The sequence below is a fragment of the Paenibacillus sp. UNC499MF genome, assembly GCF_900107975.1.
Taxonomy (GTDB): domain Bacteria; phylum Bacillota; class Bacilli; order Paenibacillales; family NBRC-103111; genus Paenibacillus_F.
Genome location: NZ_FNVF01000009.1, coordinates 160,112 through 182,025, shown reverse-complemented (window position 1 = coordinate 182,025; position 21,914 = coordinate 160,112). Strand labels below are relative to the sequence as shown.

Annotated in this window: 19 protein-coding genes and 1 pseudogene; 3 read left to right on the top strand and 17 right to left on the bottom strand. The window is 49.3% G+C overall.

Annotation, left to right across the window (positions count from 1 at the left end):
• Window positions 1-66: 66 nt before the first annotated feature.
• On the bottom strand, window positions 67-732 hold the full coding sequence (locus C4S74_RS18695; protein ID WP_103996798.1) for a TetR/AcrR family transcriptional regulator: 666 nt from the start codon (window positions 730-732) through the stop codon (window positions 67-69).
• Between the two features lie 354 nt (window positions 733-1,086).
• Between C4S74_RS18695 and C4S74_RS26655 the strand changes: the two genes are divergently transcribed.
• The 3 genes from C4S74_RS26655 (at window position 1,087) to C4S74_RS18685 (ending at window position 3,225) form a co-directional block, all read left to right on the top strand.
• Complete coding sequence (locus tag C4S74_RS26655) at window positions 1,087-1,254, top strand: hypothetical protein (protein WP_181024471.1); 168 nt, start codon at window positions 1,087-1,089, stop codon at window positions 1,252-1,254.
• Between the two features lie 512 nt (window positions 1,255-1,766).
• A complete protein-coding gene (locus C4S74_RS18690) occupies window positions 1,767-2,723 on the top strand; it encodes a sigma-70 family RNA polymerase sigma factor (RefSeq protein WP_103996797.1) in 957 nt (318 codons plus the stop codon).
• A gap of 76 nt (window positions 2,724-2,799) precedes the next feature.
• On the top strand, window positions 2,800-3,225 hold the full coding sequence (locus tag C4S74_RS18685; protein ID WP_103996796.1) for an SRPBCC family protein: 426 nt from the start codon (window positions 2,800-2,802) through the stop codon (window positions 3,223-3,225).
• A 75-nt stretch (window positions 3,226-3,300) separates the two neighbouring features.
• Here C4S74_RS18685 and C4S74_RS18680 read toward each other — a convergent pair whose 3' ends face one another.
• The 16 genes and pseudogenes from C4S74_RS18680 to C4S74_RS18605 all read right to left on the bottom strand — a co-directional run bounded on the left by C4S74_RS18680 (window position 3,301) and on the right by C4S74_RS18605 (window position 21,792).
• On the bottom strand, window positions 3,301-3,717 hold the full coding sequence (locus C4S74_RS18680; RefSeq protein WP_103996795.1) for a VOC family protein: 417 nt from the start codon (window positions 3,715-3,717) through the stop codon (window positions 3,301-3,303).
• Between the two features lie 431 nt (window positions 3,718-4,148).
• Window positions 4,149-4,826: a hypothetical protein gene (locus C4S74_RS18675; protein WP_258042539.1), complete on the bottom strand. Its 678-nt coding sequence runs from the start codon at window positions 4,824-4,826 to the stop codon at window positions 4,149-4,151.
• A gap of 706 nt (window positions 4,827-5,532) precedes the next feature.
• Window positions 5,533-6,807 (bottom strand): alpha-L-fucosidase, encoded by a 1,275-nt coding sequence (locus C4S74_RS18670; protein ID WP_103996794.1) that lies wholly within the window; start codon window positions 6,805-6,807, stop codon window positions 5,533-5,535.
• Window positions 6,808-7,026: 219 nt separating this feature from the next.
• Window positions 7,027-7,950: an ROK family protein gene (locus tag C4S74_RS18665; RefSeq protein WP_258042543.1), complete on the bottom strand. Its 924-nt coding sequence runs from the start codon at window positions 7,948-7,950 to the stop codon at window positions 7,027-7,029.
• 174 nt (window positions 7,951-8,124) lie between these two features.
• Window positions 8,125-8,229 (bottom strand): annotated as a pseudogene (locus C4S74_RS18660) (copper homeostasis protein CutC); the annotation flags it as partial.
• A 72-nt stretch (window positions 8,230-8,301) separates the two neighbouring features.
• Complete coding sequence (locus C4S74_RS18655) at window positions 8,302-9,846, bottom strand: M17 family metallopeptidase (RefSeq protein ID WP_258042538.1); 1,545 nt, start codon at window positions 9,844-9,846, stop codon at window positions 8,302-8,304.
• Window positions 9,847-9,884: 38 nt separating this feature from the next.
• On the bottom strand, window positions 9,885-10,871 hold the full coding sequence (locus C4S74_RS18650; RefSeq protein WP_103996792.1) for an ABC transporter ATP-binding protein: 987 nt from the start codon (window positions 10,869-10,871) through the stop codon (window positions 9,885-9,887).
• The gene (locus C4S74_RS18645) at window positions 10,868-11,869 is read right to left on the bottom strand and encodes an ABC transporter ATP-binding protein (protein ID WP_103996791.1); all 1,002 of its coding nucleotides are present in this window, start codon (window positions 11,867-11,869) and stop codon (window positions 10,868-10,870) included. Before C4S74_RS18645 ends, C4S74_RS18650 begins: the two co-directional genes overlap by 4 nt.
• Window positions 11,870-11,883: 14 nt before the next feature.
• On the bottom strand, window positions 11,884-12,795 hold the full coding sequence (locus C4S74_RS18640; protein WP_103996790.1) for an ABC transporter permease subunit: 912 nt from the start codon (window positions 12,793-12,795) through the stop codon (window positions 11,884-11,886).
• 12 nt (window positions 12,796-12,807) lie between these two features.
• The gene (locus tag C4S74_RS18635; protein ID WP_103996789.1) at window positions 12,808-13,734 is read right to left on the bottom strand and encodes an ABC transporter permease subunit; all 927 of its coding nucleotides are present in this window, start codon (window positions 13,732-13,734) and stop codon (window positions 12,808-12,810) included.
• A gap of 182 nt (window positions 13,735-13,916) precedes the next feature.
• Window positions 13,917-15,518 carry a glutathione ABC transporter substrate-binding protein gene (locus C4S74_RS18630; protein WP_103996788.1) on the bottom strand — a complete coding sequence of 534 codons (1,602 nt, stop codon included), beginning with the start codon at window positions 15,516-15,518 and terminating at the stop codon, window positions 13,917-13,919.
• Window positions 15,519-15,590: 72 nt separating this feature from the next.
• Window positions 15,591-16,607 (bottom strand): asparaginase, encoded by a 1,017-nt coding sequence (locus C4S74_RS18625; RefSeq protein WP_103996787.1) that lies wholly within the window; start codon window positions 16,605-16,607, stop codon window positions 15,591-15,593.
• 54 nt (window positions 16,608-16,661) lie between these two features.
• Complete coding sequence (locus C4S74_RS18620) at window positions 16,662-17,819, bottom strand: ROK family transcriptional regulator (protein WP_103996786.1); 1,158 nt, start codon at window positions 17,817-17,819, stop codon at window positions 16,662-16,664.
• An 886-nt stretch (window positions 17,820-18,705) separates the two neighbouring features.
• Entirely contained in the window at window positions 18,706-19,371 is a 666-nt protein-coding gene (locus C4S74_RS18615) for a YdcF family protein (protein WP_103996785.1), read from the bottom strand.
• Between the two features lie 93 nt (window positions 19,372-19,464).
• On the bottom strand, window positions 19,465-20,337 hold the full coding sequence (locus C4S74_RS18610; RefSeq protein ID WP_103996784.1) for a serine/threonine protein kinase: 873 nt from the start codon (window positions 20,335-20,337) through the stop codon (window positions 19,465-19,467).
• Between the two features lie 150 nt (window positions 20,338-20,487).
• Window positions 20,488-21,792 (bottom strand): alpha/beta fold hydrolase, encoded by a 1,305-nt coding sequence (locus tag C4S74_RS18605; protein ID WP_103996783.1) that lies wholly within the window; start codon window positions 21,790-21,792, stop codon window positions 20,488-20,490.
• Window positions 21,793-21,914: the final 122 nt, after the last annotated feature.

Below are 21,914 nucleotides of genomic sequence, written 5' to 3'. Positions count from 1 at the left end.
GGGATCATCTTATTCATACCAACCGATGGTATGTATAGGTTTAAAAATAAGCTGCCTTTCGGCAGTTTAGTTTTCTTTGCTGACTTCTCGAGCTGACAAACGGTACAATTCCTCGTATCGTTGAATCATTTGCTCATCGAATAGGTCAAGTCCCAAGCCTTTCAATATTTCATCGAAAAGCCTTACCCTTCGCAACATCATCTCGGGTGTAGCTTGGATGACCACGGGGTTTAGCCAAAGGTTGGTGAGAATCATCAACGCTTCGCTTAGCTCCGTTGGATAGTCGGTTCGGATCGAGCCGTCTCGCATACCCTGTTCGATGATGGGCTGGATATAGAGAGGTACGCCTTTTTCGAATATATTCTCGATCTGTGCCGCCAGCAGCTTCGGATTGCGTAAGAGGTTCGGCGCCGCCGATGCCATTTCGTTCTGGGCTGGATTATCGAGAGAGAAGCGGGAAATCTTTCGAAGCTTTTCCAGTCCGTTCAGCTCCTTGTCGTCCCTGACGCCGGACAGCATCTCGTCAACACCTTTGTACATATGGTCGGTGACAGCCTGCAGGATCTCCTCTTTCGACTTGAAGTGATGGTAAATTGCCCCTTTTGTCAGCCCGCCCAGCTCATTAATGATATCCTGAATGGAAGTCTGCTCGTATCCTTTTTGTATGAACAGGTTAAGAGCCACGGTTAGAATTTGGTTGATTGTTTCTTCAGGATATTTATTCCTTGCCATTCGCCTTCTCCTTTCATACATTCGGTTGGTATGTAATGAATGTACCCGATCATCCTTTTAATGTCAACACCAAAAAATCAAAATTATTTGATTTGGGTGTTCGGACGTAAGCAGAGTTGGTTAACAGTTGTCACCCTGATTTATAAGGAACATCTCTTGTTATAAATGTGTTAAAAATCTATAAAACGCCCCCTACTCTGCCTTAGGTAAAGTGGATGGCGAATTTTTTAATCGTCGAAATTTGAAATTAATGAATCATTCCATTATCCTTCAAGATTTAATCCTTGTCTTCATGTCTTTTCTTTCACTATACTATAAACACTTAGAATTCCTTAACGAAAAAGGAGGACAATTATGGATAGTGGTTTGCTATCATTAATAGTTATGCTTACGTTTGGTGCACTATTGTACACAATGTTTAACATAACTACCTACACTGGTTGGAAAAAACGTCATGATGAAGAGATTGCTCAAAAAATTGATCGCATATTAGATTTAATCGAAAATAAGAGTCAGGATTGATCCTCGAGAATTTTGATAGACTCGCCTGCTTCCACTCTTTAACTTATTTAGCTCATCCCATTTAGGTACGGATTCACTTTGGGCACCGTCTTGTGCTGCTTGGAGCCATAACCTAAAATGATTGGATAAAAATATGTTGTGAATTTATTCTGCTGCCGGATTATTATATATGGCTGCCCAATTGATCTCCTTCACTGAAAACGGTTTTCTACCTCCCCGCGTTTCCTTGCTCTTTTTTTCAAATATCTCATTTAACCAGTATTTTTAGTCTTTTGTTGAAATGAGTGATTTCATGGATAGCTCCAGTATTCAATTCAAGTCTTGGCGTGAGGTATTGCGAATTATAAGTATAGACAAGGGTTAATCTATTGGTTATTGAATTATAAGTACGATCGTGCTAAATTTTTATCCACGTGTACTAAATCCTGCCTATTTATTTGGATTGAGGCTGTCCGCTTCATTGCATATAATGAAGGTACCACCCTTCGGGGAGATCGCTAAGGGAGGCCGCGATGAACGAGACCGCATTTGACGAACCATTGTTTGCAAGCTTGAAGCCGGGCTTAACCTCGTTCTGTTACCGAATGCTAGGCTCCATGGACGATGCGGACGATGCCGTTCAGGAGACGAGTATTCGGGTCTGGCAGAACTGGAGCACGTTCAGACAGGATTCGTCCTTCAAAACTTGGGTCTATCGGATCGCCTCCAACCTTTGCTTGGACAAGCTGAGACAATCCAAACGCCGCGCGCTTCCCGTTGACCTGTTCGACCCGGCCGTCGCCATCGTCGAGCCTCGTGACATGCTGCCGGACTCTGCCTGGATCTGGCCGTCTCCCGACTTTGGGGGCAATCCGGAGGAGCGGCTCGTCCGCAGAGATACCCTTCAACTGTGCTTCATCGCTCTCCTGCAGACCTTGCCTCCGCGGCAGCGTGCGGTACTCATTTTGAAGGATGTATTTGAATGGTCCTCCAAGCAGATCGCGGAGACGTTGGCTATGTCGCCGGCAGCGGTGAACAGCACCTTGCAAAGAGCCCGGGAGACGATGGACCGGGCGCAGCTTCGCTCGGATGAGCTCAGCAGCATGAACGTTCAACCGGAGCAGCAGCTGCTGTCCCGGTATGTGGAGGCCTTCGAGCAATTCGATATTACTGCGCTCGTCGCGTTGTTCCACGAGGAAGGCTGCATGTCGATGCCGCCCTTCGAGATGTGGATCCGCGGCAAGGAAGATTTGTCCGCCTTCTATTCGCTTACTCGCTGGCATTGCGAAGGTTCGCGATTTGTGCCCATTACGGTGAATGGCGGTTATCCGGCGTTGGCCCAGTATATGCCGGGCAAAGAGGGCTCTGGCCTGGTACCCTGGGGCATCCACGTCATCGAAACCAAAGAAAATCAAATTCTGCATGTTCAAAACTTCATTCATGCGCCACTATTTTCGCGATTTGGGCTGCCTGAGCGAATTGACCAATGAATTTCGTCATTGGCTTACGTCTATATTAATGAGAATAACCAAACCACGAATATCATGAAAGAGGTGTCTATTTGAAATGGAAACGAATCAACCGACGAAAGTAACCGTGCAAGCCGTCATAGGGGCCCCTGTCGAGAAGGTATGGCGCTATTGGACCGAACCGGATCACATCACGAAGTGGAATCAAGCGTCCGACGACTGGCATGCGCCGAGAGCCGAAAACGATCTGCGGGCCGGTGGCAAGTTTCTGACACGGATGGAAGCGAAGGATGGCAGCATGGGCTTTGATTTTGGCGGCGTCTACAATGTCGTGAATCGGCATGAGGCGATCGGCTACACCATGGAAGACGGAAGAAGAGTGGATATTGCTTTCGTCGATCAAGGGAATGAGACGAAGGTCATTGAAACGTTCGACGCGGAAAGCTCCAATCCCGTCGAGCTCCAGCAAGCAGGCTGGCAAGCGATCATGGACAATTTCAAAGCCTATACCGAACAAAACTAATGCAAAGAAGACGCCTGGGAAGATGCCCGGCGTCTTGCTTTTTGAACCCTAGTACGAGCGTGCTCTCCGTTAGCCTTACTCTTGTGCCCCATCTATGTTCATGTAGTTAATGGCCCACAGATGGCCGTCCAAGTCCACGAAGCCCCAATGATACATGAACCCATGATCTTCAGGTTCCGCGTGCAATTTGCCGCCCAAGGAGACCGCGGTATTCACGATTTCATCGACCTTTTCCCGGCTCTCGAAGGCCAATGCGATCGTCATCTGAGCATACTTGCTCGTATCGACGGATTCCTTCTCCGTGAGCGTATTAAAGAATGCTTGATTGATCAGCATGACCTGCAGGTTGTCGCCGATCACGATGGCTACCGAATTCTCGTTCTCGGGGAATTGCGGGTTGAGCTCGAATCCGATTCCGGTGAAGAACGCTTTCGATTGTTCTACGTTTTTTACAGGCAGGTTGAAGCTCGTGAATGCGGACGTTAATGCCATTTTTAAAACACCTCTTCGTCAAATTAGTTTGTGTTCATTTATGCCTTCGTTTATATAGACGACATCCGATCCGGGAATTCATCGGTCTCATGGATTCGGAAGCGTAAATTTTGAAAAATAACTTGGTATTGAGTTCGGATACCCGCCATTCCCGTAAGGTTATAAGTTCTTGTCACTGACTTGTGACTAGAACTTATATCGTTAAAATAAAAAAAGCCGTAACTACGCGACTTTTAAGCATATATGTTCTTGTCATCCGGCAGACTTGGAATAATAAGTTTTAGACTGACCCCAATATAAAACCCCTGAAAGTATTATATGGCGTACAGCACTTTCCGATGCGACTGTCGAGAATCCTCTTTATCGTTGGATATCCTCGAATCTTCGTTCGATGAAATGTTGAAAAACCGCCCTGTAAAGGGACGGTTTTCTTAAGCTTGCATGAATGCTTCTAACGGCTCCAGAGTCGAGAACGTCTTCTTTGCATCCTTATTCCGTTGCTTATTATAGAGTTTGATCAACTCTGCGAATGATTCAGCTTTAATCTTCGTATAACTCGATTTGGTGTATCTGTTTATGTACGTCTTTTGCCCTTCCTCTTCAACCCACTCGTAAACGACGTCATATTTGTCCCTCAGATTCTTCAAATGAAGTGCCCGGCGCAACACTGCATAGTGTTCTTCAATGGCTTCATCGCATTCCTCCATAATCTTCTCGTATGCGCAGCCAACTCGCATCAGAATCTCCAATGCCCGTTCATCGCCGTATCTCGCGAGAAATTCCTTCAACGAAACCAGCGCATATAGCGTTATTTGTTCCTTGTCATTCGGATCCTTGTATTCATAACAGCCTACAACCAAATTGCGATCGGTCAGTTCCTCCTTACTAAATTGCATCATGAACAAATACTCGAGTGACTTCTGCTTCATAACGGTTTCCAACATGTGTTCTTTATCAATCTTAATGCCCGTTGTCACCCACGGAAACGGTAGTTGGCGGTTACTTTCATGCGATATACTACCCCTAATATTCAAAATCGGCAGACCCGTAGCAATTGCGTACGACCTGTTATATCCTTTGCCCGCAAATATTCCCTGTTCTTCTCGCATGTGTCTCTGCCTCTCCTTTTAATACCAAGTTCCATTCTGCGCGTACTTCTGTCTCCTATTTGTTCATCACCGCTGCTTTTCATTAACCCGCGAAGATATTTCTGGGATAAATTGTATCATATGAGAACCCTAATTTCATCTAATGGTTACGTTAATTCTGCCCATTGGCTAATGCCGGCTGACAGTCTACAACTTTATTTTCACGGTCGAATGCTTTACTTTTCAATCTAACACTTTATTTTAATAGACCAATTAGACTGCTATTGGGGTTCGTTGCTAAACTTTTTAAACAATTTAAATATAACTTCACAAAGTAAAGTTGTAATAATTCCACTTGTCCCCAATGTTGGATCATCAAATTACATTCCACCGTTGTAGCCCCAAATTTCGAAGATGGATTGTTTGAACATGATTGCATCCTTTTCCGTATTCGGGTTTTGCTCCAAACCATTAGTTCCTTCAATTTGTTTCGGGCGATTTTATCGATCTTATCAAATGGAAGTTCATTCGTACTCTCTTCTGGTCACAGTTAGGATTGCTTTCATAACAATGCATGGAGAATATTTTCAATTACGGTTAACGATATATTTTTGTCCTACCATGCTCAATCAAGGAGGATGAAAAAAAGACACGGGATGACCTTCCGTGTCCTGCAATTCTGTTTAGCCCTATAGATTGTACTCTGTTAAAAGTTAAAGCCGCAGCCCTATCTCAGATAAAGCTCAATCACCGTATCACTCTCATCCGGAAGCCTGGATCCGGCAAGATTAATGAAGGCGCCGTTCTCAATGTCGGAGTATTCCAGCGCCATCCATGGAACTTCTACCTTAAGTTCGGTCCCATCCCGCAGCAGTCTGGCTTTCTCAATCCTATCCTTCAACCCTTCGAAGTAAATCGGGCCTATCCCCCGGTCATATACATGGGCATACAGCCTGTTCCCGTTCTGGGTGTAGCGGCCCCACTCCGGCTTCGGCAAATCAGCCGCCTTACAGCCATAAATGCTGTCACCGTTCAATCTCAGCCATTCCCCTACTTCGTCCAGCACTTCCAGTGTCTCCCGGTTGATCTCGCCCTTCGCATCCGGGGCCACGTTAAGCAGCAAGTTCCCGTTCTTGCTGACGCATTCGACCAGGGTACGGATCACCTGCTTGGCTGACTTGTAGTTCTTGTCCGCAGCATGATAACCCCAGTTATCGTTAAGGGTGATACACGCTTCCCAAGGGACAACCTCCCCCTTCTCATCCACGATGCCACCAGGTGGAATGATCTGCTCCGGGGAGAAGAAATCCCCGGCATATTCCTCGGGTTCCGCCGCCCGGATATTACCGCCTAGGCGGTTATCAATAATGATATCCGGCTGGATGGAACGAATCATCCGAATCAGCTCGGTCGCTCTCCATTTCTCGCCAGTCATATCATCATAAGAGAAATCGAACCACATGATGTCAATCTTGCCGTAGTTCGTGAGCAACTCCTTCACCTGACCATGCATGTAGTCCAGATATCGGTCGAAGTCGATTGGCTTGTTCTTGGCCGCTTCATTGTCCCGATCCGGGTGCGCTTTGTCCCCATATCCCGGATAATCGTCATGATGCCAGTCGATGATCGAATAATACAGTCCGACCGCAATGCCCTCCTCGCGAAAAGCATCCACATACTCACGAACCAGGTCTCGTCCAGCCGGGGTGTTCGTCGCTTTGAAATCCGTCAGCTTGCTGTCGAACAGACAGAAGCCGTCGTGGTGCTTGGTCGTCAGCACCGCATACTTTTGTCCTGCAGCCTTGGCGGCCTTCGCCCATTTTTTCGGTTCATACCGGGATGCGTCGAACTCGTCAAAATACACTTGATACTGCTCATAACTCATCCGCTCGTTGCCTCGAATCCATTCTCCCCTGGCGGGAATGGAATATAATCCCCAGTGAATGAACATGCCGAACCGGTCCTGCAAAAACCACCGGGTCCTTTGCTCTCTTGTGCTCATACGACAATCCCCCGTCTCCTTTGAAATGATTCCCAATACACACAACGGCTGAAAAGACTACTCCGGATGCGGAACGTTCTTGCGATCGCCGTTCTCCCCCAGATTTCTGGATTATCCCGCTAACGGGTGAAATCCGGGACAAAGGCGAACGCTGCGCTTCTTCAGAATCGTTCCGTCCCCTCCGTTACTTAGCATAAAGTTCATTAGTTCCCACTTAAATCAAGTATGAAACAAAGCTGCGGCTCCGATCAGGCCGACGTCGTCCCGCAATCCCGCAGGCACGATCTCATACGTGCCACGGTATGGCTTCATGACCAGCTTCTCGGTCTCCGCCTTCAGTGCCGGGAACAGCAGGTCGCCTGCCTTGCTCACGCCGCCGCCGATTACAATCCGGTCGGGATTGAATGTATGAATCACGTTGGCTAAGCCCAGCGCCATGTAATGAACCGCCCGGTTCACCACTAGGGCGGCGATGGGGTCACCCTGACGGTGAGCTTCGAACACATGCTTGGCCGAGATCTCTTCACCGCTTGCCGCCGCCAGTTCTCCAATCACGGACGGGTTGCCCAGCATAAGTTCCAGCGCCGAGTTGCGGATGGCGGTTCCTGAAGCGTACATCTCCCAACAGCCATTGTTCCCGCAGATGCATGCCGGCCCATCCGGCACAATAATGTTATGGCCCAACTCCCCGGCAAAGGAAGTCGCGCCCAGGAGCAGCTTCCCGTCGAGGACAATGCCCGCACCGATGCCTGTGCTAAACGTGATGTATACCATGTTCCCGGAGCCTTTTCCTGCACCCCGGACATACTCGCCCCATGCCGCTGCGTTCGCGTCATTAACGACCTCCACCGCGACGCCAAGTGCGTCTCCCATCCACTTTTTCAGAGGGACGTTGTTCCATTCCGGCAGGTTCGTGCCCTGAAGCACGATACCGTCCTTACTGTTCACGGTCCCAGGCGAGGCCAGACCTACGCCGCATACCGGGTGTTCCATGGACACGGATTGAATCATCTCCACCATGCGCTGCACGACTTCTTCCGCTGTGCGGGCGTTCGCCGTCTCCATGCGTTCACGGTTCAATATCTCACCGTCAGCGTTAAAGAGAGCCGCGGCAATCTTTGTTCCACCAAGGTCAATTCCCACTACATGTTTGTCTGTGCTCTGCAAATCAATCACCTATTTTCAGATCTGTATGGATGGGACTTAAGACAACGTTCGCTCTATATTTCATGCATTTCTTTCCCGCTTTACCCGCTGCCCTGGTTGACTCATGTGCTGTTGAAGCTTTCAGCTTGCTTCATCTGTTTGTCGTTTCTTCATGCCGCCTTCGGTAACGGCCGTGATCAGTTCCAGCCGATTTGCCCCATTTTTTTCAGCCCTTAACGCATCGTCAATACAGGTAGCGATGACTTCCAGGATCATAACGAACGCTCCTGTTTCCGGGATTCATTTACGGATACGTCCCCTGATACAAACCCTGCTGCATCTCTTGCTTCATTTCTTGATGTTTTTCTCTGACACATCTTCTGATACGTCATCTGTTGCATTCCTTGTTCCATTCCCAGTTGACTTTCCCGCGGCACACTTCCGGGCATAATTCACCGCATAATCAGCCAGCAGTCTCGCGCCATATCCTGTCGCTCCCGCCTCTGCGTAACCGACATCCTGCTTGTACTGTACCGTGCCGGCCATATCAATATGGACCCAGTTCATGGATTTGTCGACGAACCGCCGAATAAATAACGCTGCTGTGATGGCGCCAGCCAGCGTAGAGGTGCCCACGTTACGCAGGTCGGCATAAGTGCTTCTCAGCTCGGATTCATAATCATCCATAAGCGGCATCGGCCACAGCCGCTCGCCGTTACGCTCGCCAATCCGGGCCAGCTCGCGCGTCATATCGGCATCGCCCCATATGCCGGCGATCCCTAGTCCCAGCGCATCTCCGACATTGCCCGTTAGCGTGGCAATGTCGATCGCCTGCGCTGCGCCAAGCCCGGCCGCATGGATCAGCGCGTCTGCCAGCACGAGCCGGCCTTCTCCATCCGTATTTGCAATTTGAACGGTCAAGCCGTTCGGATAAGCAATCACGGATGAAGGCAGCGTGGCGCGGGCATCCGGCAGGTTATCGGCCACGGCGATCAGGGCCGTGACCCGGACCTTGGCCTGCTGCCGGACCAGAATGTCCAGCGCGCCGATGACGGCGGCCGCTCCGCCCATATCCATCCGGGCATCGCTGATGTCCCGGCCCGTCTTCGCGTTCATGCCGCCCATATCGAAGGTGATAGCCTTGCCGATCAAGGCCAGCATCGGGGCATCCGGGCAGGCTTCGTACCTCAGCTCGATTAGCGCCGGAGCGTGCTTGCTCCCGGCACCCACTGCCAAGAGGCCGTTCATGCCGCGCTCAGTTAGTTCCTTCCCCCGGTAGACATAAATATTTACCGGCCTGTCTTTGAAGAGATTCCGCGTCCATTCCACAAAAGCATCCGGGTTCAACGTACCCGGCGTCTCATTCACCCAGTCCCGGGTCAGATTTGTCGCCTCCGCCCGGTGGATGGCCGTCTGAATGACCGAATTCAGCCCGGCCGCGGACAGTTCAGACCAATCTGAAGACCGCAGATTCAACTTCACAGTGCCGCTTATTTTCGTGACATTTCTATATTTATCGAACCGGTATAATCCAAGCAGCCAGCCCTCAATCCAGGCCTGCAGCCACGCGGCCGCTGACTCTATGCTCTCACTGCCTCCAACTCCAACTACTGCGCCCGGATGTCTGAGCAGCGTTGCGCTGCCCCGCCCTTCCTGCAGCAGAGTTCGTGCCGCGGCGCCCCCGGCGCGGCGTACCCGTTCTAACGTTACGGCGCAACGCTCCCCCATTCCGGCGGCGAGCACATCAGCTTCACCTGCAGAACGGGCGTACAGCCAGGTCATGGTGCCCTGCCGCTTGCGCGCTTCATTCAGCGAATAGGGAAACGATTCCCCCGCATATACCGGATGAATGAGAACATCCGCGAGTTCAGTCATATCTAGTGTAATGTGCATGGCGATCCTTTCCTTAGGCATTGTAATAAACGGCCTAATCAGGCTTCATTATAGAGATGGCAGGCAACCTGATGTCCGGGTTCCACTTCCCGGAACACCGGCTCCTGCTGCCTGCAAATATCCATGCAGGCCGGGCAGCGGTTATGGAACCGACAGCCGGAAGGCGGGTCAACCGGACTCGGCAAGTCCCCTTTCAGAATAATGCGCTCCCGCTTCTGATTCGGATCTGGAACCGGCACGGATGACAACAACGCCTGGGTGTACGGATGAAGCGGACGGTCATAGAGCGTGTCTTTATCCGCCGTTTCCACCAGCGTACCCAGATACATCACACCGATACGGTCGCTAATATGCTCAACCACACTTAGGTCGTGGGAAATGAACAGATACGTCAGGCCATAATCCTCCTGCAGATCCTGCATCAGGTTCAGCACCTGGGACTGGATGGACACATCCAGCGCCGAGACTGGCTCATCCGCCACGATCAGGCTTGGACGTACGGACAGCGCCCTGGCAATCCCGATCCGCTGCCGCTGGCCACCGCTGAACTCATGCGCATAGCGCTCGGCATGAATGCTGCTGAGACCTACTGTCTCCAGCAGTTCCCGGGCCAGCTTATCCCGCTCCTTCACGCTGAGCTTCGTATGGATCAGAAGCGGTTCAGCCACAAGTTCCTTCACTTTCATCCGCGGGTTGAGCGATGCGTATGGATCTTGAAAGACCATCTGCATATCTTTACGGATTGGACGCATCTGGTTGTCGGAAAGGCTGCTGATATTCTGTCCGTTGAACCAGACTTCACCGCTTGTTGGCTTCAGCAGCCGATTCACAAGCCGCCCGGTCGTAGACTTTCCGCAGCCGCTCTCCCCGACCAGACTGAACGTCTCCCCTTTGCGTATAGCGAAGGACAGACCATCCACTGCGCGCAAGTATTTGGCCGCGCCGAACCAGCCCTTTTTCACGGCGAAAGATTTGCGCAGCCCCTTTACCTCAACCAGCGGAGTCTCTGTGTGTGACTGTATCATTGATTGTTTCCCCCTTCCGGTGTATCCATCTGCGTCAACCAGCAGCGGCTTTTGCGCTGCTCCTGTCCTTCCACAGGCAGAAGCTCCGGTTCCTGAAGGCACCGCTCCATCGCATACACACATCGCGGCATGAATTTGCAACCTGGAGGCATCGCACTTAAGTCAGGCACATTGCCCTGAATGGATTCCAGACGGCGAACCTTCTGGCGCAGCTTGGGAACGGATTGGATCAGGCCTTTGGTGTACGGATGCTGGGGGTTTGCGAATAACTCCTGAACCGGTGCCTCTTCCACAACCCGTCCCGCATACATAACAACCACCCGGTCACACATTTCCGCCACAACACCAAGATCGTGTGTAATCAACAGCATGCCCATCTCCTGTTCTTCCTTCAATCGCTTCATCAGGTCCAGAATCTGCGCCTGAATGGTCACATCAAGCGCCGTTGTCGGCTCATCGGCAATAAGCAGCTTCGGGCCGCACGACATGGCCATCGCGATCATCACGCGCTGCCTCATTCCGCCGGACAGCTGATGCGGATATTCATCGGCCACGTCCTCCGCCCGGGGAATCCCGACCAGCTTCAGTGCATGAATGGCGTGCTCCCGTGCACGCTTCCGGCTGTATCCGAGATGCAGCATGATCGGCTCTTCCAACTGCCGTCCGATTCGCAGCACCGGGTTCAGGGAGGTCATCGGCTCCTGGAAGATCATCGCCAGTTCATTGCCGCGGAACTTCCGCATCTCCTTCTCCTGAATCTGAGTCAGGTCGGTGCCTTCGAACCGGACTGCCCCGCCGGCAATCCTTCCCGGTGTATCCTTGAGCAGGCGCATAATCGACAGGGAAGTCACACTTTTGCCGCAGCCGCTCTCGCCGACCAGCCCCAGCACTTCACCTCTATTGATGTGAAAATCAATGCCCGACACTGCCGTTACGCTTCCGCCATCACGTCTGAACTCTGTCTTCAATCCTTCCACTTCAAGCAGTCTGGGTGTCATGGCCCTGTCCCCCTTTAATTTTTCGTCTTGGGATCCAGCGCATCACGCAGTCCGTCCCCAACCAGGTTAAAAGCAAGTACAGCCAGAAAGATCGCTACCCCGGGAAAATACACAATGTGCGGAGCGATGCTCAAATAGTCGCGCCCCATGCTCAGCATCGCGCCCCAGTCCGGCTCGGTCGGCTTCGCTCCCATACCCAGGAAGCTCAAGGAGGATGCCGCCAGAATCGCACCGCCGATCTTCATCGTTACGTTCACGATCACACTCGGCACGGTCTGCGGAAAAATATGCTGCCATATAATGCGCACGTTCTTCGCGCCCATCGAGCGGGCAGCTTCCACAAATAAAGTCTCTTTGGCACTTAGGGTGACACTGCGGATAATCCGTGCAAATGACGGCGTGCCGAAAACGGCAACGGCAATGACCACATTGGACAGTCCCGGGCCCAGAATCGCCACAATCCCGATGGCCAGCAGCAGATCCGGGAAGGAGAACAGCACATCGCTGCCTCGCATGATGAGCCGGTCGAGCCAGCCTCCGTAATATCCGCTGAGCAATCCAAGCACGGTACCCAGCACAGCCGCAATCAGCACGGAACTCAAGCTGACCGCCAAGGTCAACCTTGTTCCGTCAAGCAGACGGCTCAGGATATCCCTGCCGTATTCATCGGTTCCGGCCCAATGCGTAGCCGATGGACCAGTCATGAGCGCATCATAATCCGGCGCATTCGGATCATAAGGTGTAAGATGCGGACCGAAGATCGCTATAATTGCCAGAAAAATGATAAAAATGCCTGCTGCAAGCGACGCTCTCTGTTTGCAGAACTTACTGAAGAACTCCGCTGCACGGCCTTTGGTCGGCTTCGTCACCAGGGTCACACCGGCTCCTGAGGAGTCGGCTCCCATCACCGTTGTATTGTTGTCCATCCTGTTCCCCTCCTAGCTAGACGCATACCTGATTTTCGGGTTCAGCACACCGTACAGCATATCAACGATAAGATTAATAAGTATGAATTGGGTCGCAAACAGCAGCAGCAGTGCTTGAATCACGGTATAATCCCGAAAAGAAATCGAATCCACAAGCAGCCTTCCAAGACCCGGAATACTGAATACCGTCTCCACCATCACGGAGCCGCCCAGCAGAAACCCGAATTGCAGACCCGCTACAGTAACAACTTGAATCAGCGAGTTGCGCAGCGCATGCCGTCCAACCACGGTGAACTCTCTAAGCCCTTTCGAACGTCCCGTCCGGATATAATCTTCCCGCATCGTCTCCAGCATGGATGAGCGGGAGAACCGGGCAAGCATGGACATAATTCCCGCTCCAAGTGTGAGGGAAGGCAGGAAATAGGACTTCCAGGAATCCACACCGCCGGTAGGAAACCAGCCGAGCTGTACCGAGAAGATCTGAATCAGCACCAGCCCCAGCCAAAAGCCTGGGATCGAGATGCCCGAAATTGCGGTAAGCATGCCCACGTAATCCGGCCACCGGTTGCGGTTAACCGCAGAGATCGTACCGATCAGCAGACCGAGGATTAATGCCCAGCCCAAGCTCAAAAACGTTAAAATAAGGGTTGGCGTCAATCTGCTCATCAGCATGTCGGATACCGGCAGGCCGGACCGCAGAGAACTGCCCAGATCGCCATGCATCAGCTTGCCCATATAATTGAAATATTGCTGCCATAGCGGCAGATCCAGCCCGAGTTGTGCCCGTATGCCGTTAATTTCCTCCAGCGTGGCTTCCTTGCCCGCGACAAGCCGGGCCGGATCGCCGGGGATTAAGTGTATGAACATGAAGACCAGCACCGATACGACAAACAGCAGCGGAATGACTCCAAGTAGTCTTTGTAGCGCGTATCTTCCCATCATGTGAGCCCCCTTCATTGAACAAGTACATAAGAGGGGCCGCTCCTCAGCTACAGACAGAAACGGCCCCTTGCTTTGCATCAACATCCCCAAGCTATTGCTTGCTTAGTGCTTCTAGCTTCTTACTTTCTGCTTCTAGCTCCCTGCTTGTATCCCCGGACTTGTTCGTCCTTAAGTAACGATTACTTCACTTCCACATCACGAACGGTGATGGAGCCGTCCGGTAATACTTTTACGCCGCTCAGGCTGGCTCTCTTGCCTGAAATCACCTGATCCACACCCATGAAGGCCCATGGGGCATCCGCCCAGATCGTTTTTTGAATATCCGCATAAATGGATTTCGCTTTTTCCGGATCGGTCGCCTTGTTGGCATCGGCAATCCATTGATCCACGTTCGGATTCTTATAGTATGCCGTATTGGCTCCTGCCGGAGGGAACATTTCGCTGCTGAACAGACCTCTTGTAGCGCCGTCTGCGTCACCTGAAGACGGGGACCAGCTTACATACCACATTTGGATCTTGGCCTGCTCTGGTGTAGCAGCGGAGTTAATCTGCTCAGACAAGGTACCGCCTTCCATCGACTTCACATCCAGCTTGATGCCGACAAGAGCCAGTTGCTGCTGAATGAATTGCATGCCTTTCATTGTCTCGGAATCATTCTCGCCCCAGATCTCGGCCGTGAAGCCATCAGGATAACCGGCTTCTGCAAGCAGGCTCTTTGCTTTCTCCACATCATAGTCGTAACCGCTCTGCTGGGAGTAGTACTGCGTTTTGGAAGACATGGTAGAATTCAGCTTCACGCCCAGACCGGATTTGACGACTTTGATGTAAGCTTCTTTGTTAATCGCATAGTTAATCGCTTGACGAATCTTCACATCATCGAACGGCTTCTTCGTCGTGTTGAGTGTGACGTAACGGACAATTGTGGAATCCGTTTTATCTACCACAATATTGCTGTCCCCCTCTACTTGGGAGACTTGTTCAGTTGGCATCGGATAGATGAAATCCGCTTCCCCTGTCTTCAGCATCGCAATCCGGGAACCGTTCTCCGGCACCGGCTTGAAGGTGATGCTCTCCACCTTCGGCAGATCCTTTTGCCAGTAATCCGGGTTCTTCACCACCACAAGGCGGTCGCCCTGCACCCATTCCTTAAATTTGAAAGAACCTGTACCTACCGGATTTTTACCGATATTCTCGCCCTGCTCCTTCAGTGCTTTAGGGCTTACGATCAGGGCCATCGCCATTTTGTTCAGGAAGGCGTTATACGGTTCGCTCAAGGTGATGACTACGGTTTTGGCATCCGGAGCCTCAACCTTGCTGACTTTGGCGAAGCTCTTGCGCATCTTCAGGTTGTTCTTCTCATCACGGATGCGGTCCAGATTCACCTTAACTGCTTCGGCGTTGAAATCCGTACCGTCGTGGAATTTGATGTTCTGCTTCAATGTAAACGTGTATACCAGACCGTCATCACTAATTTTGTAGGAGTCGGCCAGCACTGGAACGACTTTCATGTTCTCGTCGAAGCCCATCAGGCCTTCAACCATGGTTCTTGCTCCGGTAATCGAATGAGTATCGCTCGTGTTGTGAGGGTCCAGTGTAATAAAGTTGGCATTAATGGCAATAACAACATCTTTTTTGTTTTTGGATACGGTCTTAGTACCTTCACTCTTGCCCGTATTCGCACTTTCCTTGCCAGTCTCCGTATTGCCTCCGCAGCCTGCGGCAACTACCGCGAAGATAAGCAGCAGCATTAGTGTGGACCACATTTTTCCTTGAACCTTCATTCGTCTCACTCCTCAAAAGTAGTTAATATAGAATCGCTCCATGTCCGGTATGCTTACTTGCAGGATTGGAGGTTATTCCCTGGATGAAGGCTTCAGTTCGAACACCGCCCGGCGTTCTCCCACTTCCGTTCCCCCGTCATTGACGATGGAATTCGGTACAAGCTTGTATAAGCGGTTTATTGTCTCTTGATTGCTGTAGCCGAGGCGCTCGAGGATCGAAGCGATAATGCACGGCCATACCTGTTCGGAACCGTCGGACACCTTAAGGGAGATTCCGAGTCTTTCGTTTCTCAGCCCAATGCCGTACACTCCCTTTGCGCCGCCTTTGGCCGACAGGTTCGGATCCTTGAGCAGCTCCGAGCAGACGAACCGGGTATCCGCGATCATATCGGGATACTCATTCATCAGCCGGGCGATCCGGGCCGCCGCCTCCCGTGTCTCCTTATCTTCAATGAGGTCCGGACATGCGAGCTTCAGGAAGGAATAGGCGATCTTGTGCAGCGGTAGTGCAAAGATCGGCAGTCCGCAGCCGTCAATCCCTTGCGGGATCGAAGCTTCGGGAACCTCTGCAATATAAGCAAGGGTCTCCACAATTTCCTTCTGAACAGGATGCTCAGGTTCGTAATACGTCCGCTCATCCCAGCCCATATGCTTGCTCAGCGCAATAAGTCCGGTATGCTTGCCCGAGCAGTTATGGAAGATTCTCCGCTTAGGTTCGCGGTCCCGGTGGCGCTCGGCCTTCGCATCTTCATTGAGCGGATACGACTCACAGCAGTGCAGCCCTTCCTCCTTGATGCCTGTCTTCAGAAGCATGGATTCCAGCGCATCAATATGAAAGCGCTCTCCACGATGAGATGCAGCAAACAAGGCCGCCTCCTGTCCGGTGAGTCCGTACACCTCGTCAACTTTTCTTTTCATAACCGGAAGTGCCTGGAACGGCTTGGCAGCCGACCTTAGAAACGTGAGATGTTCAGGGTCGCCTGCCGAATAGAGGATTCGGCCCTTCTCATCCACGATGCTGACCACTCCGTAATGCACGTTCTCCAGCACACCGCCCCGGTACTCCTCAACTAATGGTGTAAATCTCATCGTTGTCCCCTCCTTAATGTACAATCCTGCTCTCCCCTGCTTAACTTCTCTGACTTATTCCAATGCAAAAAAACAGTTTTGCGAAATCAATCCCGAGCCGATGACTACGCCCTGCTCATGCAGTTCAGACTTCAGAATCCGGAAGGCGCCCCTGAGGGGCTCCCAAACATATTTCGAATAACACAGGTCGACCACCTCATCGAAGATCTCCGGGAATTTGTCGGTCAGTTCCCCGCTAAGGATGACACTGTCCGGATTGTACATGCAGACCACATTGTTAATGGTGATCGCCATGTACATCAGCGCGCGTTCGATCAGATGCAGTGCCCAGCGTTCCCCTGCCTTCTTGGCTTCAAAAAGGTCCTCGATCGAGCGGACCGGCCGGATCTTGTTCGCTTCCGACAGCAATGATTTGATATTGATGTAAGTCTGAAGGCAGCCCGCCTTCCCGCAGTCGCACAGCATGCCGTTCGGATCAATCGTCGTATGGCCGATTTCACCGGCGCTGTTCGTCCTGCCCCGGTAGATCTCCCCTTCCATGATGAACGCCGAACCTACTCCATTCCCGAAACCAAGCAGGACGGTCCGCTGTGAGCCAATCGCCGCGCCCTTCATATGCTCGGCCAGGGCCTTGGCCTTGAGCTCGTTGTCCACCGCCACATCATAACCGGTGATTTCTTTAAGCCGTTCAGCAAGCCGGACATTTCTCCAACCGAGCTGTACGGAGAAGATCACTTCTCCCGTGTCATTATCTATAATCCCGGGAAGGCCTACACCAACTCCGATGATCCGCTTACAGTCGATCTCATTGGATTTCGTGAGCTGGTCAATTTCTGTTCCAACGCGTTCCAGCGTAACTTCGGGACTCTCTTCCACTGACCGCGGATATTGGCTCATGGCTACAACATTGCCCTGCAAATCCACAATGCCGATATTCACTTGATGGCGGTCCAGCTCAACGCCTACCGAGAGTACGGCGGCATCTACCATTTCAAGCAGCGTGGACTTCCTGCCGAGCCCGACAGAGACCTGTTCGGACTCCAGCAGATACCCTTCCTCTGCAAGCTCTGCCACAATGCGGCTTACCGTAGTCGGGCTCATCCCGGTCTGCTTGGCAATGGAAGCCCGTGAGATGGGCTGCTGGTGCTTGATGATCTCAAACACCGTCAGCCGATTCTGGCGTTTCATAAAATCCTGGTCATGTTTTTTCACTATTCATTCTCCATTTTTTTTACCAATGAATTAATTAATAAGGATTTTGACAATAAACCGATGTTTTTAAAGATTATTCAACGAAAATTCTGTCTATTTCAATTTATATTCTCCAGTGATATTTATAATAATAGTCACAGCCTTATATGGTGTCAATATAAATAACATGATTTATGAATAAAATTTTTAAAGCAAAATGTAAGCGATTAAATTTAATTGAAATTTTATTTTAACGGTCAAAATGATTATTAAGCCGCATATACATAACATGAATATGACATGAAAAACTATTTTCAGGCTTCACAAACACAAGTGAGTAGAATACACACGGTCAATTGAACCTTGAATTTCAATAGATTTTAGCTGGATGTGTAAGGAGATATGACTAGTAGGTAAGATTTTACCACGGAGAAATTAATTGTGAGGTAATGGCATTCTACTGCCGGAAAACTAGGCGAGAAACTGCGTTGAGAGAAAGTCTTAAAGCCCTCATTTTCTTATGCTTGCATGTTTGTTTATCCAAAGTGAAATGTTCATTTCAGTTAAGGTCTTCTCGCATAAACCTGCAGCAAGTCCATCCAGCCGATTTCACTACAGCGGCCTTTGTGAAATTGCACGAGCTGGTTGCATTTCATTCCCTTTACAGGTGAGAGCAAATACAAGGGCTTTTCTGCGGGCTTTACCGATTCCCGCAAATCATAGGCGTTATTACCTAGACGTGCCGTTTTCTACGCTTAACTCACCTCGTTGTCTTTGTACGATATAAGTTCTTGTCACTGACTTGGACAAGAACTTATATCGTTAAAATGAAAAAAGCCGCTGCTATGCGACTTTTAAACATACGTGTTGTCATCCGACACGGTGTGACCTGCAGCTGCTAAATGGTTTATTCAGCTATCGCAGCATTTGGAAGCCCCTCTACTTTCTGTTCTAGTCGAAGAATGTCTCCACGGTCGCCATAAAAACATATTCTTAAATACTCCCCATACACTCTTGAACGACCTTTTGAACTGTGCATCCAGTTTTCACGGTTAATCGTCTGACCATCAAAGGTGCTCTCAAAACCATATGTAAAATATTTAATGTTCAGGGGCAAATGCTTAGCCAATGTACGAAATTGTCTTCCTGTTCCATGAGCTTTGCATACAATTAATAGTGATTCAATAGTATTGAAATCAAACACTTCTTTACCGAATAACACATTCTCTAAAGTATTCCTTGAACGGTCTTCATACACAATGATGTTCGAAGGAATATCCGCTTTAAGTAATTTTTTAACGATCACATGGGCTTCAGGCACAATTTTATCTTTCCAATCTTCGTGCTTAATTCCTGTGGGACTAACCCCGCCTGTGACGATGATCTTTTTTCCCAGTCCTTTTTTATAAGCATCAATTGTTGCTTCCCAATGGCCCGGATGAGTGCCGCCAAACACAAAAATTGCATCGCAAGGTGTTATTTCACTGCCTAAGAATACAATGTTAGTTAATTGATTTATTTGTATTTCATTCAATTCGGGAACATCAGGATCTTTAGGAATATGCGGTTGCATAGAATTTCCTCCTTTCTTTAACACGATAATGTATGCCTTAAAGCACATGAATCATCGCAACTTCTGTAACTCACTGCCTTTTTACACAATAGTTTAATTTTTAACTGAATTCCAAGCGTTTATAAAATCATTAATAGTGGTAAATCGTTCTTCTCGTTCCTTACTAACTGCTCGTAAAGCGACTTCGTAAAGTGATCGGTTTGCCTCCCATTTTGAAAACGAGTGATCCATTTCGCCGCCAAGTAATCCGAAAGCGATAGCTCCCATTGTGAAAACATTCGTTCTTTCATCAATAGGTGCGCCTAATATAAACTCTTCCGGCGATTTCGAACGTTTTGCTCCCCAAAAGTTCTCTCCCATGTCATTTACGGAAGGCGCCAGCCTGTAGAGGTCGATGTCACAGATCCTGGTTAAATCCTTTGCAAAATCATACAGAATACTGCCATCATAAAAATCAACCGCAACGTACCCTTTGGACTCCACATATTTATGGAATTCATATATGGCATCGAGCGACTGCAATCTTTTCTGTATGGATAACTGTTTGAATCTGTAGAAAGGCGATTCAGGATGACTATGTTTTGGTTGAGCGGCAAACAACCAATGTGAATGCAGGCATTCGCCATTAAACCATTCAAATACAGCAGCAAACCCATCTTTCGTTTCAAAATGATCAATAAGACTAATGAGATTTGGATGTTCCAAAGTCTTGTACATCGGCACGGCAACCTTTAACCTGGAAATTGCATCTCTAGGATTTCCGGAAAACTCCATTGGTCTACAACCAGCGTATTTAACAAATAGCTTTTTACCGTTCTTTTCGATTCCGAAACTAATGTTGCCAGAATCTTGCTGATCAAACACACAAAAAACAGTACCCATAGATTGAAGCCATGTGAAATCGTGCTGACCCTGAAGCTCAAAAGATGCATGGTCAATCTTGAACTTAATCGGCTGTTGATTCATCTAATCGTCCTCTCAATCTTGGGGATTCACGTAGTTTCCAGGGCTATATATACGTTATCCCCTTATGTTTATTTGCCCTATTATCGATTAAAGGCTGTGGTTTCGAGCTGCGATTTTCCGAATCTAATTTTCTGCATGCGGAACAGATACTCAATACGTCGCTTTTGGAGCAAACTGACCTTGATTCTTTAGAGCATAGTCAAAGAAACGAAGGATAAGTTCATTTTGTGTTTCAATCGCATAATATTTATCGATCTCTGCTTCTTGGCCTCCTTGCAACAGGTTTGCCAATATAGGCGAGAATAAAGGCAGATCGGTTAAACTTAAATGTTTTGCGCCTTTAAAATGAACGTTGTATGCACCTTGAAAGTTTTTATTCGAAATCCTATTCGCGATATACGAAGAACTGCTGTCGAGCTGTATCCACACATCATCCGAATAAACGTTAAGAAGCGGGATGGTGTAAGGTTCGGATTTTGCAGTCAATTCGTTTGTAACTTTATCATACGCAAGCTCGCTAAAGAACGGAGCATCAATATTTACTACGGCGTCAATGTCATCGCGTTCTCTGCTTAGTGCTATGCTTGCCGTACCCCCCATAGAATGACCGAACACGCCTATTTTCTGGGTATCGATGCGTTCATATACAGCATCTTTCTTTTGCTCGGCTTGTTCCAGAATTGTATCCATGACAAAATCCATATCATCCGTCCGCAATTTCATCCATTTTTGAGTAAGCTCGAAAAACTCACCAACCGAATAAACCCCCTTATTTGCATGGTTGAATTCTTGCATGTACTCGGAATTAATCTTCACGACCTTTCCATCCTCGGAAACGGTATAAAAAGAATGATAGGGATGGTCAATCGAAACGACGACATAACCGTGGCTCGCAAGTTCTGTAAAGGTAGAAGTATTGCTTGTTTTAATACCGAATGCTCCATGGGAGAACACAAGCAAAGGATAGGTTCCGTCTGCCTGATCAGGATACCAAAATTCCACGTTAACAAACCGATTGTCTTTCTGATCCGTAAATTCTTCGAACCGATTCTTGTCCTTATAGCTGTAAGTGGCGGTCGCCACTGCATACGGACCTGTCACTTGCGGCAGCCTATGCTGCGGAAAAAGGATAACAGGAACAAGGGTAACGACGACGGTCAGTGCTAACAAGAGGAATTTCCATATCGCAGAAAAAACTTTGTAACGCGGAGTATGTGTTTGTTTGCGCAAGAGTGCAATAATTTCCTTGAACGCTACTATAAAGAGCAAGCCTGCAAACAGTCCCCAAGTGTATTCCCATACGACAACTTTCCCCAAGATCAGCATCACGAATCCTATAAACATTGCGATTCTCGTCCAACTCTTTATCTTGCTGCGGCTTTGCTTGGTTGCAATGGAATATACGGCAATTGCCAGCTCAAAGACCAACGTAACAACAAGTATTAAAATCTCCATAAGGTTCTCTGCCTCTCCTCCATTTTTTTATGAGTTCATCATAGTAAATGGCCGAGGAGGTGTATACGCATAAACGATAAGCTGTAGCCGAGAGCCAATAAGTTGTAAAAACAATGGCAATC